The sequence below is a fragment of the Fulvivirga lutimaris genome, from assembly GCF_009711525.1.
Lineage (GTDB): Bacteria > Bacteroidota > Bacteroidia > Cytophagales > Cyclobacteriaceae > Fulvivirga > Fulvivirga lutimaris.
The window spans coordinates 1-12,855 of record NZ_SMLV01000312.1 but is presented as its reverse complement, the minus strand read 5'-3'; the positions used below and the strand labels follow the sequence as shown (position 1 = coordinate 12,855).

Here is a 12,855-nt window from a genome sequence, read left to right as displayed (position 1 = left end):
GAACTTGTGGACTTTTTACAGGAATTAGGCAAGATCTGTCGTGTCATTCTTTTTGATAAAAGGGGAACAGGACTTTCTGATAGGGTGGTTGAACTTTCAACATTAGAGGAAAGGATGGATGACATCCGTGCAGTAATGGATGCTGTTGGTTCTGAGAAGGCTATTCTATTTGGGCACTCTGAGGGTGGATGTGTTTCAGCTCTATTTGCCGCTACTTATCCTAATCGTGTCATTTCAATGATTGCTTTCGGAATATTCGCCAAGCGCAGGTATGCCCCCGAATATCCATGGGCACCAACGGATGAGCAACGTCAGGTGGTGTATGATATGATTGAAAATGACTGGGGAAGTGGAGATATGAATTTAGAGTCCCTGGCACCTTCTAAGGCTGATGATAAAGTGTTTATGGATTGGCTGGCTAATTACTTTCGTTCAGGTGCCAGCCCGAGTGCTGCCATGGTACTTACCAAAATGAATACTGAGGTTGATATTATTGACATCTTAGGTTCTATTAAAGTTCCTACCTTATTGATGCAGCGTACACATGATATTGATGTGAAGGTTGAAGAGGGTAGGTTTATTGCTGACAGGATAAAGGAGGCAAGGTTTGTAGAACTTGAGGGTAACGATCACTTATTCTGGGTAGGAGATACTCAGTCGGTGCTGAAAGAGATGAAAGCCTTTATCCTTAATACTAACCCGGTGAAGGAATATGAAGAAAGACTTTATACGATTCTTGCTGCTAACATTCACCATTCTGAATTGGGTTCAAGTAATATAGAAGAGCTCATTAACAGGTTAGTAATACAATACCGTGGCAAGATTGTAGACTACAGTCAAGATAATTTTGTAGCGATTTTTGAAGGGCCAAGTAAAGCTGCTCACTGTAGTATAGACATGATTGGAGCTTTGAAAAGTGAAAATGTTCAGCTGACTGTTGGCATTCATATCAAAGAAGGTGCTGTAGATCAAGCTCATTTTATTAGCGACAAAACGCAAAGTATTATATCATCAATTTTGGCACCTGCCCAACCTAATCAAATTTTGATTACTCAAGCTGTAAAGTTCCTGCTGTCAGGGGCTGGATTGAACTTTAAGCAGTATAAAACCATTCTGGAGCCGGCAGGAGGAGAATCCATCGTATTGTTTATGATCACTGATCATCTGGAGTCCAAAGATGAGACTGCTGAATTAGCGCAGAGGCAGTTTCCTCAAAATGACTCGTTTTTGGAGAATGTACTACAGATAATTGACCTCCATATAAGTAACGAGTTATTTGGTGTAGATATGTTGTGTCGGGAAATAGGAATGAGCGAGCGGCAGGTACAACGAAAATTAAAAGCCATTACCAATAAGTCTCCAAATCAGCTGATTTCTTCAGTTCGACTCTACCGAGCCAAAGAGCTTATACTCACCCATGATGATAACATCTCTGAAATTGCCTATAAGACCGGCTTCTCTAACCCGTCTTATTTCACCAAGTGCTTTAAAAGAGAATTTGGATTAGGGCCTTCTGATTTGTTGCAGCACAGATACTAACAGCGGTGTCGGTTTTGTTGCATACAATTGACTTTCTACTCATAACGTGTCGGAAATGTTAAACTATATGCCGGATTTGTTCTAGTTCAAAGGCATTAGACACACCTACCTTTGTATCATAATTAATAATAGTTTGGGTTGATTGATAAACTGGTGTCCCCTGATGTAAGGCAGGGGATACCATGCCCTCCCGGAAAATTTAATGGGAGATGTCAAATTATCAGAGCTATTGAAAGTAAAAAGAAATACAAACTTTAGTTATGAAAATAAAAAGGTGGTTAAGTATAGCTAGCATGCTATTATTTACAGGAGTAGTGTCATGTACATGGGAGCAAATGGCTCCAAAAATTGACTGTTCAACTGATCCTGTTCAAATAGAACTTATAGAAAGTACAGATGCTGAATGTGGCGCTTCAAACGGAAGTTTTAGTGTTAATGCCACAGGCGGAGAAGCGCCTTATGAGTTTAGCTCGGAAGCAGGGACAAATACAAACGGTGTCTTTACAGGTATTTCGGCCGGTTCATATGCTGTAATAGTCACAGACGCTAAAGGCTGCAGTGTTGAGCTGAATGTAACAATTAAAAATCTAAGTGGTGTAAACCTTGGAGAGATAGTAGTTAATGATTCTGGTTGCGATACTGCAAATGGAGCTATTCATGTTTCTGTATCAGGAGGCGCAGAGCCGTATTCATTTAGTATTAATGGAAATCCCACGCAGTCGAGTAATGTGTTTACAGGTCTGGCACCTGGAGATTACGATGTTAGTGTAAAAGACCAAACAGGATGTGAGATCACTCAAAGTGTCAAAGTACAGTCGGGTGTAAGCTTCGAAAATTCTATCAAAGGGATAATAGAAAATAGTTGTGCTGTTTCAGGTTGCCATAATGGAAGTGTTTCGCCAGACCTTAGGTCTTTCAGTAACATTCAATCAAGAGCTAATTCTATAAAATCCAGAACGGCTAATGGTTCAATGCCAAGAGGTTCTACACTTTCTCAGGAGCAAATAGACATGATTGCTTGCTGGGTAGATGATGGCGCAAAAGACAATTAATTCGATAGGGTAACAATCAATTTTAACAATACTATAAATTTTAAAATAATGAAGAGAGCACTATTAATACCAATTATAACAGTATTGGCTATTAGCCAAAGTTTGGCTCAAAACCCTAAAGTAGATAGAGAGGGAAAAGCATCATTCTTTTCTGAAGCTCCAATGGAGGATATTGAAGCTATCAATGAAAAAGTCATAGGTGCGCTGGATATGGAGAAGGGAATTATTGCTGTATCAATGCTGATTAAAGGTTTTCATTTTGAAAGGAGCCTCATGGAAGAGCATTTTAACGAGAATTACCTGGAGTCTGATAAGTACCCAAAAGCAACTTTTAAAGGCGTAATTACCAATTTCTCAGAATTAGATTTTACAAAGAATGGAAGCTTTGAAGCCGAAGCGGATGGAGAGATTGAAATTCATGGTGTTAAGAAACCTTTAAAGTCCATTGTGAAGTTTGATTTAAAGAATTCAACGCTAACGGCAAATACTACTTTCGAAATAGAAGTTGCAGAATTTGATATAGAGGTTCCAAAGCTAGTAATCAAAAATATTGCAGAGGTAGTTGAAGTAAAAGCTGCCTTTAACTTTTCACTATAATTACTATGAAAAAGCAAACCTTACTTACCGTTCTAGCCTTCATCTACTCTTTCTCATTGTTAGCTCAGGATGACCTTTTGGCGAGCTTAGAAGCTGAGCAGGATAATGAAAAAACCATTGTAGACGCTACTTTCAAAGGCACAAGATTGATCAATGGTCATTCCATTGAAACGAGAAAAAAAGGAGTGATGGATTTCATCATAGCTCATAGATTTGGAACTATTGATGGAGGTACTTATGACCTTTTTGGTTTAGATAATGCCACTATGCGTATTGGTTTAGAATATGCGTTTTCAGATCGATTTTACCTTGGGGTGGGAAGAAGTTCATTTGAGAAAACTTATGATGGTTTTGTCAAATACCGATTAATTCGTCAGTCAAAAGGAGCAGGAAGCATACCTTTCTCTGCCACATGGTTAAGTACTATTGCGATCAAAACATTGAAAGATCCTGAAAATGATTTGGCTTTTTCAGATAAAGTGGCCAATTCTCATCAATTGTTAATTGCTAGTAAATTGAGCAGTGGCGTTTCACTACAGCTAATGCCAACACTGGTGCACAGAAACCTGATCAGGGAAGAGGATGAGAATAATGATGTGTTTGCACTGGGCGTGGGAGGGCGAATCAAACTTTCTCAACGTCTGGCATTGTGTATGGAATACTATCATCAGTTTCAAAAACTAAATGAAAATACTACTGATGCCATTGCCATAGGTGTTGATATCGAGACTGGCGGGCATGTATTTCAGCTGCAGTTTACCAATGCTACATCTATGATTCCTAAAGGCTTTGTGTCAGAGACAACGAATGACTTTTTTGAAGGTGAAATACACTTTGGATTTAATGTATCCAGAACATTTCAATTGAAGTAGAAAAGAAATATTAGTAAGAAATACGCTGCTGTAACACTAATTTAAGCCAACTAAGTTAGACAGCATAGGTAGCGTTAAGGTGACCCGAAGGGCCACCTTTTTTTTGTGTTAAAAGATGTCGGAAATATATCAGTATGTCGGTTTTCTTTTAAACACCTGTCGGATATTTCCCAATACTTACCGGATTTGTTTTAGCCAGCGGCTCCTCTTGCATCCTAATTTTGCATCAATTAATTATCAGAATAGTAATAAAAATACAAACCAAAATTTTAAGTAATGAACAACTATTTCAAACCATTTAAAATCCTTATGCTCGCTATATTGGCAGCTATTTTATTTACCGCTTGTAGTGATGATGATGATGTTAACATTAGCGATACACTAAGTGTTCAACTGGCAAACAATGCTGAATTTGGTAACATTCTTGTAAACCAAAACAATCAGACGCTTTACTTCTTTGCCAGTGATGTGACAGGAGAGAGCAACTGTAATGGAAACTGTGCAGCTAAATGGCCTCCAATGCTTGGTGATGCTTCAGATCTTGTGATTGCATCTAATTTAAATGCTGCTGGTTTTACAACAATAACAAGGGCCGATGGCGAAAAGCAAATTGCTTATAAAGGATGGCCTTTATATTACTTTTCACCTGCAGGTGATGGTCAGCTGGAAGCTGCTGGCGGAGTGACCGGTGACGGTGCTGGCAATGCATTTTTTGTTGCTAAAACAGATTATACTGTTATGCTAGGAAAGCAAGTTGTGGAAGAAGGTGCGGATGCTGTTACTTATTTGGTGAATGACAGAGGTCTTACTTTATATGCTTTTGCCAATGACGAAGAAGGTGTGAGTAACTGTACTGGTGGATGTGCTAATGCATGGCCAATATTTGCTGGTCAGGATAACGCAATTGTTCCTTCAGTATTAAATACTAGTGCTTTTACATCAATTGATCGTTCTGATGATTTGGGTCCTCAAATGGCTTATAACGGTAAGCCTTTGTACTACTTCGTTCAGGATGAAGATACAAGAGGAAATGTTACAGGTAACAATGGAACATTCTATGTTTTGACACCAGAGCTTTAAGATTGTATTCATAATAAGTCAAAAGCAGTACAGGGTATCTTGTGCTGCTTTTTTATATCTATTAATTATAGAATAATACTTCCAATTAAGCTGTTGTCGGAAATGTTGCATCCTGTCGCTTTTTTGTCAAAAGCATGTCGGAAATCTTCAAGTATTCACCGGATTTGTTTTAACATTCAGCGGTTCCATCAATCTATTTTTGCATTGTAATCTTGAAAAAAAGTGAATATTTCAAAATAATGGGAAAGAACATTTTTGTATCCATGGCCTATGCAGTGCTTTTTATTTTACAAACATTGGTTCAGCATAATCAGCTTCAAAGCAATGAGATTGTAGTTTGTGATAAAAAAGGACGATGCACTTGTAAAGTAATAATTTCAGGAACGAATGAAGAAAGTCTGCTGGAAGTAATGAACTCTGATCCGATCTCAGAGCATGCAAATAAAGTATACGACATAACTCAACTAACTGCCAGAAGCAGAATTACTGGTAAGTCTTCAAGAAATATGCTTCCGGGGCGAAATCAAACCAATCGTATGTTTGATAACTAATAATGTAAGTAGTTCTATAATTAGGTTAGCAGCTAGCCCCCTTGCTCATTGTAGTAAGCGGGCTTTTTTTTACACGGGAGTATTTTGTTACTGATACTGAGTAAAAGCGTAGGAGATGATATTTGCTCCCATTTTTAATGCTTCCAAACGTTTTGATTCAGGGTCGTTATGAATAGACTGGTCTTCCCAACCATTCCCTAAATCACTCTCGTAGCTGTAAAAGCAAACCAATCGGCCTTCATAGATAATTCCAAAGCCTTGCGCAGGTTTTCCATCATGTTCATGAATCTTGGGCACTCCACCATCAAAATCAAATTTTTGATGGTAAATAGGGTGATTATAAGGCAATTCTATAAACTCCAGTTCAGGGAATACTTTTTTCATTTCCAGTCTTATAAACTGATCTAGTCCATAATTATCATCAATATGAAGAAAGCCTCCAGCTTCAAGGTACGTTCTTAAATTCTCAGCCTGACTGGGAGAGAAGACCACATTGCCATGACCAGTCATGTACACATATGGATAAAGAAATAGCTCCGGACTGCTTATATCCACCTCTTCATCATCCTCATCAAAATTGGTGTTAAGCTGTTGATTGCAATACCTAGCCAGGTTGGGTAGGGCAGTTTTGTTAGCATACCAATCGCCACCACCATCATATTTTAACTTAGCCAATTTTAATCTTACCTGACCTTGTGCCGAGGCAGAGATTATGATTAGTAAAAGGAAAATTGACTTTCTCATACTCCAAATAAACATAAATTGACCAAATTGTTACTTTAATTACTGCTAAGAATGTTCTTATTTTGAACTAAACATTCATCTTTTGGATTCAACAAGCATATTAATAAACATACGAAAGATTTTACGCTCTGTTAATTTAGAGTCAAAACGTATCCAAAAGGAATATGGTATTAGCATACCACAACTTCTTACGCTAAGTTATTTAAATACCCAGCCTGAATTTAAAGCTACCCATAAGCAGGTATCAAGTTATTTAAATCTGAACTCCAGTACCATAAGTGGTATTATCTCAAGAATGGAGAAAAAGAGCTGGATCGCCAGAATCCCTGATCCAAAGGACAGGAGGATCAGTTATATAACTTTAACTGCCTTTGGTCAGAAGTTACTAAGCGAAACCCCTCAGCTTATGCATGAGCAGCTTGCTGCCAAGCTAGAGAAGACCTCTCCGGAAAAAGTTAAGGAGCTGGAATCAGCTTTTGAATTACTTATTGAATTTATGGGTATTAAAGATGTTGACGCCTCGCCATTGATTACAGTTGAAGAAATCAATTCTGATATTTAATTTCTGTACAAACTAATTTGTGTATATTCTATATTGATCCTTTATAAATGGATTAATTACCCTCATGTTCCTACCTTTGCGCCAAATTATGTTCTATAGAAACTAATTAGTGAATGCATATTATTGATTTGACAATCTTTGTCATTTACATGCTGGTGATGTTGGGGGTGGGGTTCTACTTTCTCAGAAAAAATAAAAGTACAGATGATTATTATGTTGGAGGCCGAAGCATGGGCTCCTGGCATGTTGGGCTGTCCGTTGTGGCTACCGATGTAGGTGGCGGATTCTCCATTGGTCTGGGTGGTTTGGGGTTTACCATGGGCATATCAGGATCATGGATGCTCTTTACTGGTTTGATAGGTGCTTGGTTAGCAGCAGTATTTTTAATTCCAACCATTAGCAAGCTATCCAAAGACATTAACCTGCTTACCTTTCCTCAGGTATTTGGCCATTTTTATGATAAAAAGGTAGCACTATTGGCTGGTATTATATCGGCCGTTGGATACATAGGTTTCACAAGCTCCCAAATATTAGCAGGAGCAAAGCTGGCTTCTGCCTCTTTTGTGAATTTAGATATCAATAGCGCTCTGGTTATTATGGGGGTGATAGCTATTGTATATACCGTAATGGGTGGTATGAAGGCTGTTATCTACACAGACACCATTCAGTGGATCATCCTTATGAGTGGACTTATCTTTATAGGAATTCCTATGGGTTACGTAGCCATTGGAGGCATGGAGGCTATCAGGGAAACATTAGGAAGTGAGTTTTTAGCTTTTAACAATATTGGTTGGCAAACCTTTGTCAATTGGGGCATCACTATTATTCCGATTTGGTTTGTAGGAATGACCTTGTATCAGCGTATTTACTCTTGCCGAGATGAGAACCAGGCAAAAAAGGCCTGGTTTATTGCTGGCTTATTTGAGTGGCCAATTATGGCGCTAATGGGTGTTATGCTCGGTCTTTTTTCTCGCGTAGCAGCAGAGCAAGGTATGTTTGCCAGTCTTGGTTATGGTGATGTATCTGTTTTGGATGCAGAACTTGGCTTACCGCTGCTTTTAAGATCAATATTACCTGTTGGACTAATGGGTTTAATGATGTCTGCTTACTTTTCTGCAATAATGTCTACTGCCGATAGCTGCCTTATGGCCGCTTCTGGTAATTTACTAACAGATGTTTTTGGTAAATGGCTACACATCAATCAATCGGATAGTAAAGTGCTTAGGTCTAGCCAATGGCTCACTCTGGTGATCGGTGTTTTAGCGCTGGTCTTGGCGTTATTCATGACCGATGTACTTGAATTGATGTTATACTCCTACGCATTTATGGTGTCAGGCCTTTTTATTCCTATAATAGCAGCGCTGTTTTGGAATGGCCGAAATGGTAATGCTGCATTTGCCTCGATGCTTGTTGGTGGAAGTACAACTTTGATCTTAATTTTAAGTGGAGTGACCTTGCCATTAGGGCTTGATGCCAATATCTATGGTATACTTGGTTCGCTAATCACTTATATAATTGTAAATAGATTCGTATCTTTTAATAAATAAACTATGAACGATATAAAAACTAAAATCGAATATACTATTCTCAAACCAGCTGAAACTGTCGGAATGATACAGAGAGATGAGATAGCTTCATTTCTTGAAGTTCATTTAGATGAATATGGTGATGAGAAAGCTGATATTGCTAAATGTATTGATTACGCATTGAACTCAGGTGTTACTCCAGGTGGGTTTATTGTTACAGCCAGAGACAATGGTAAAATTGTTGGTGCTGTAATCGTAAACAGAACAGGTATGAAAGGCTATATCCCTGAAAACATTCTTGTATATATTGCCATGCACAGCGGTTATAGAGGACAGGGTATTGGTAAAGCACTTATGCTTAAAGCTATAGAACATGCCGATGGTGATATTGCATTGCATGTTGAGCCTAACAATCCAGCTAAGTTGCTTTATGAAAAGCTGGGGTTTACTAACAAGTACCTGGAAATGCGTCTTAAAAAGTAGGCATTGAAGACAATAGATATCGAACCTTTGGTGGCTCTGAGGCATCAGTTGCATCAACATCCTGAATTATCAGGTCAGGAAGCGAAAACAGCAGCTGCTATCATCAATTTTTTAAAGGTTTATAATCCTGACCAAATTGTGAGCGGTTTGGGCGGTGATGGTGTGCTTGCTATTTATAACGGCAGTCAGTCTGGCCCTACAGTCACGGTTCGCTGTGAGCTGGATGCTTTACCCATTCAGGAGATAAACGATGATCTTCCCTACAAATCATCAATTAATGGTATAAGCCACAAGTGCGGTCACGATGGTCATATGGCCATGGTAGCAGGTCTTGCTGATCTTCTGAATAAAAACAAACCCGCAAAAGGAAGAGTTATTTTGCTATTCCAACCTGCAGAAGAAACAGGCGAGGGAGCTCAGCGGATATTGGAGGATCCTAAATTTGATGACTTTCGACCAGACTACATTTTTGCCCTTCATAATTTGCCGGGCTACAAGACCAATCAAATTTTAATTAAAGAGGATGTATTTGCAGCGGCATCCAAAGGATTAATTGTTAACCTTGAAGGCAAGACATCCCATGCTGCAGAACCTCAAAATGGTGTTTCTCCAGCTAAAGCACTTACAGGAATAGTCAATCAATGGACTAGTATTAATAGTGATAATTTGCCAATGAAAACTTTTGGAATTACCACTGTGGTACATGCTCAGCTAGGAGAGCGAGCTTTTGGGGTGTCTCCTGGTAAGGCGCACGTTATGGCAACACTAAGGACATATGACAATGAAGACTTGCAATTGATGACACAGCGCGCCTTAGATATTGCCAAAAATGAAGCGGCAGAATTGAAGCTTGCTATTAATCATTCAGAAACTGAAGTATTTTCTGCAACCTTTAATGAGACAAGTTGTGTTGATTATATAAAAAATGCGGCCATCTATCATAATTTTGAATATGTTATGATGGATGATCCTTTTAGATGGAGTGAAGATTTTGGATTGTTTACTCAAAAATATAAAGGAGCAATGTTTGGTTTAGGTATTGGTGAAAACCAACCAGATCTTCATAATCCTGATTATGATTTTCCTGATGAGGTGATTCCTACAGGTGTTAAAATGTTTTATTCTATTATTAATCAAATACTAAACAATTGATTAGCAGTCCTTCAAAAATATACCTTAGTCAATCTTCATTAGCCAATAACTTAGACTTTATTAGGCAGCAACTGGGTGATGAGGTATTGCTTTCGTCAGTGGTTAAAGGTAATGCCTATGGTCACGGCATAGCACAATTTGTACCCATGGCAGAGCAATGTGGTATTCGACACTTTTCGGTTTTTTGTGCAGATGAGGCGCATCAGGTGAAAGAGGTGAGTTCAGAAAAAAGTGATATCATGATAATGGGTGATATTGCAAATGAAGATCTTTCCTGGGCCATTGAAAATGGTATTGAGTTTTTTGTATTTGAATTTGACAGGCTGATTGAGGCTGCAGATATTGCAAAATCACTAGGAGTGAAGGCCAAAGTTCATATCGAAGTAGAGACCGGGCTTAATAGAACTGGTTTCGATAAGCACAGTCTGACCGAGCTGGCTGAAGTACTTATTAAGAAGGCTGAGCATCTGTCTTTAGAAGGCATATGTACTCATTTAGCAGGAGCAGAAAGTATCGCAAACCATGTGCGCATCAAGAAACAGCTCAGTGTTTTCAATCAAACCGTGAAGTGGTTAAAAAAGAAGGATATTCATCCAAAAAAGAAGCATACAGCATGTTCTGCAGCAGCCATGACCTATCCTAAGACAAGAATGGACATGGTGAGAATAGGTATTTTGCAGTATGGTTTTTGGCCTGGCCCTGAAACCTTTATCCATTTTTTGGGCAAGCAAAAAGCAGAAAACAAACAAGACCCCTTGAAAAGGGTTATTAAATGGAAGAGTACTGTAATGAGTACTAAAAGTATTGCAAGAGGTGAATTCATAGGGTACGGCAATAGTTATTTAGCCCATCAGGATATGCGAGTTGCTACAGTACCGGTTGGTTATTCACATGGTTATAGTCGTGTGCTTAGTAATCAGGGGCGTGCTCTAATAAATAATACCCGAGTAGGGGTAATTGGCCTTGTAAACATGAATATGATGATGCTTGATGTTACCGAGGTTGATGTATCAAAAGGGGATGAGGTAATCCTTATTGGCGGTGACAACGGACTTGAGATCTCTGTTGCTTCCTTTGGTGAACTGAGTAATCAGCTGAATTATGAATTATTGACACGTTTACCGTACCGAATTCCAAGAATTATAACAAAGTAAAATGGCGTTTTTAGAATTATATAAATCAAGATTACAACACAACCATAAGTTTTTAGAAAAGCTTTTTGACCAGCGGGGAATCGAATGGGGAGTGGTAACTAAGCTGCTCTGTGGTAACAAAAGCTATATTAAGGAGGTGCTTGATTTGGGCATTACAGAGATACATGATTCAAGAATTAGTAACCTGAAGACCGTTAAAAGCATCAATCCAGATATACAAACGGTTTATATTAAGCCACCGGCAAAACGAAGCATACCTAAGATTGTGAAGTTTGCAGATGTTAGCTTTAACAGTGAATTTGCTACTATTCAGATGTTATCGGATGAAGCTGTCAAGCAAAAGAAACTTCATAAAATCATCATAATGATTGAAATGGGTGATTTGCGGGAAGGTGTTGTTGGCGAAAATGTCATTGAGTTTTATAGCAGTGTTTTTAAACTGCCGGGAATTAAAATTGTTGGACTTGGCACTAATTTAAATTGCCTTCATGGGGTGATGCCATCACAGGATAAGTTGATTCAGTTGAGTTTATACAAACAACTGATTGAAGTGAAATTTGATAGAAAGATTCCTTGGGTATCAGGAGGCACCTCTGTTACTATCCCGTTATTACTCAAAAACATGCGTCCGATGGGCATTAACCATTTTAGGGTAGGTGAGATTCTGTATTTTGGACTGAACCTCTTCACCATGAAGACCGTCAGAGGTATGAAAGATGATGTTTTTAAGCTTCATGCTGAGATAATTGAGCTGAGTGAGAAACCTAAAGTTCCAGTTGGTGAACTAGCCGAGAACCCTTCGGGTGAAGTGACTAAAATTAATGAGTCCGATTATGGTAAAACCAGTTACAGAGCTATTATAGACATTGGTCTTTTGGATATAGCACCTGAATTCTTAATTCCTGATGATAAGAAAATAGAGATATCCGGTGCCAGCAGCGATATGTTAGTTATCGACCTTGGAAGAACCAGAAGGAATTACAAAGTGGGTGATTTAGTATCTTTTAAATTAAGGTACATGGGTGCATTGAGTATTCTTAACTCAGATTACATAGAAAAGAAGGTAGTTTAAAGGCCTTTAATGTTTAAAATAAGATTGGCGTCTGGTGAATTCTTAAGCCACATTTCCTTTTCACTTGGTTTGGCTACTCCAGGATAATCTCCTGCATGATCTCCAATATCATCTATAATCTGAAAGTGTAGGTGTGGAGGCCAATGTACATTCTCTTCATACGTTCCAAAACTGGCAATATGATCTCCTTTCTTAAACTTCTTTCCAACAAACAGGTCATCAAGACACTCAGTGTTTAAATGTCCGTAGAGAGTATAAAATGCTCTATCTTCTAAGTGATGTTCCAATATGATAGTAGGGCCATAATCTGCATGTTGATTGTTGTTGGCAAAGCTATGAACCGTGCCATCCAGAGGCGTAAAGATTTCAGTACCTGCGGCTGCCCAGATATCTATGCCTAGATGTATAGACCTGTTTTCTACTCCATTAAAGGCTTCACTTCTTGAGTATATAAACCTGTCCTCACCATAA

14 protein-coding genes are annotated in these 12,855 nt (G+C 38.6%); 12 read left to right on the top strand and 2 right to left on the bottom strand.

Annotated features, from left to right (window positions below):
• The 6 genes from E1140_RS06160 to E1140_RS06135 all read left to right on the top strand — a co-directional run.
• A partial coding sequence (locus E1140_RS06160; protein WP_155180366.1) for an alpha/beta fold hydrolase occupies positions 1–1,539 on the top strand: 1,539 nt, incomplete at its 5' end.
• A 260-nt stretch (positions 1,540–1,799) separates the two neighbouring features.
• Positions 1,800–2,591: a hypothetical protein gene (locus E1140_RS06155; RefSeq protein ID WP_155180364.1), complete on the top strand. Its 792-nt coding sequence runs from the start codon at positions 1,800–1,802 to the stop codon at positions 2,589–2,591.
• Between the two features lie 48 nt (positions 2,592–2,639).
• Positions 2,640–3,188 carry a YceI family protein gene (locus E1140_RS06150; protein ID WP_155180361.1) on the top strand — a complete coding sequence of 183 codons (549 nt, stop codon included), beginning with the start codon at positions 2,640–2,642 and terminating at the stop codon, positions 3,186–3,188.
• 5 nt (positions 3,189–3,193) lie between these two features.
• Positions 3,194–4,060, top strand: coding sequence for a DUF5777 family beta-barrel protein (locus E1140_RS06145; protein ID WP_155180358.1), 867 nt, complete (start codon positions 3,194–3,196; stop codon positions 4,058–4,060).
• A gap of 276 nt (positions 4,061–4,336) precedes the next feature.
• Positions 4,337–5,140: a hypothetical protein gene (locus E1140_RS06140; protein WP_155180355.1), complete on the top strand. Its 804-nt coding sequence runs from the start codon at positions 4,337–4,339 to the stop codon at positions 5,138–5,140.
• Positions 5,141–5,379: 239 nt separating this feature from the next.
• Positions 5,380–5,691: a hypothetical protein gene (locus tag E1140_RS06135; protein ID WP_155180352.1), complete on the top strand. Its 312-nt coding sequence runs from the start codon at positions 5,380–5,382 to the stop codon at positions 5,689–5,691.
• A gap of 87 nt (positions 5,692–5,778) precedes the next feature.
• On the opposite strand, the gene E1140_RS06130 is transcribed toward E1140_RS06135, so the two are convergent.
• Positions 5,779–6,435 (bottom strand): DUF4159 domain-containing protein, encoded by a 657-nt coding sequence (locus E1140_RS06130; protein WP_155180349.1) that lies wholly within the window; start codon positions 6,433–6,435, stop codon positions 5,779–5,781.
• Positions 6,436–6,517: 82 nt separating this feature from the next.
• On the opposite strand from E1140_RS06130, the gene E1140_RS06125 reads away from it, so the two are divergent.
• The 6 genes from E1140_RS06125 (at position 6,518) to E1140_RS06100 (ending at position 12,384) form a co-directional block, all read left to right on the top strand.
• Positions 6,518–6,997: a MarR family winged helix-turn-helix transcriptional regulator gene (locus E1140_RS06125; RefSeq protein ID WP_155180346.1), complete on the top strand. Its 480-nt coding sequence runs from the start codon at positions 6,518–6,520 to the stop codon at positions 6,995–6,997.
• Positions 6,998–7,110: 113 nt separating this feature from the next.
• Complete coding sequence (locus tag E1140_RS06120; protein ID WP_155180343.1) at positions 7,111–8,544, top strand: sodium:solute symporter family protein; 1,434 nt, start codon at positions 7,111–7,113, stop codon at positions 8,542–8,544.
• Positions 8,545–8,607: 63 nt separating this feature from the next.
• Entirely contained in the window at positions 8,608–9,006 is a 399-nt protein-coding gene (locus E1140_RS06115; RefSeq protein ID WP_246202718.1) for a GNAT family N-acetyltransferase, read from the top strand.
• A gap of 3 nt (positions 9,007–9,009) precedes the next feature.
• On the top strand, positions 9,010–10,158 hold the full coding sequence (locus E1140_RS06110; RefSeq protein WP_155180337.1) for an amidohydrolase: 1,149 nt from the start codon (positions 9,010–9,012) through the stop codon (positions 10,156–10,158).
• Positions 10,155–11,312 (top strand): alanine racemase, encoded by a 1,158-nt coding sequence (alr, locus tag E1140_RS06105; protein ID WP_155180334.1) that lies wholly within the window; start codon positions 10,155–10,157, stop codon positions 11,310–11,312. Before E1140_RS06110 ends, alr begins: the two co-directional genes overlap by 4 nt.
• 1 nt (position 11,313) lies before the next feature.
• Positions 11,314–12,384 carry an alanine racemase gene (locus E1140_RS06100; RefSeq protein WP_155180331.1) on the top strand — a complete coding sequence of 357 codons (1,071 nt, stop codon included), beginning with the start codon at positions 11,314–11,316 and terminating at the stop codon, positions 12,382–12,384.
• On the opposite strand, the gene E1140_RS06095 is transcribed toward E1140_RS06100, so the two are convergent.
• Positions 12,381–12,855, bottom strand: a 475-nt coding sequence (locus E1140_RS06095; protein ID WP_155180328.1) for a peptidoglycan DD-metalloendopeptidase family protein, incomplete at its 5' end; no start/stop codon positions are given. The two genes, E1140_RS06100 and E1140_RS06095, sit on opposite strands and share 4 nt — an antisense overlap.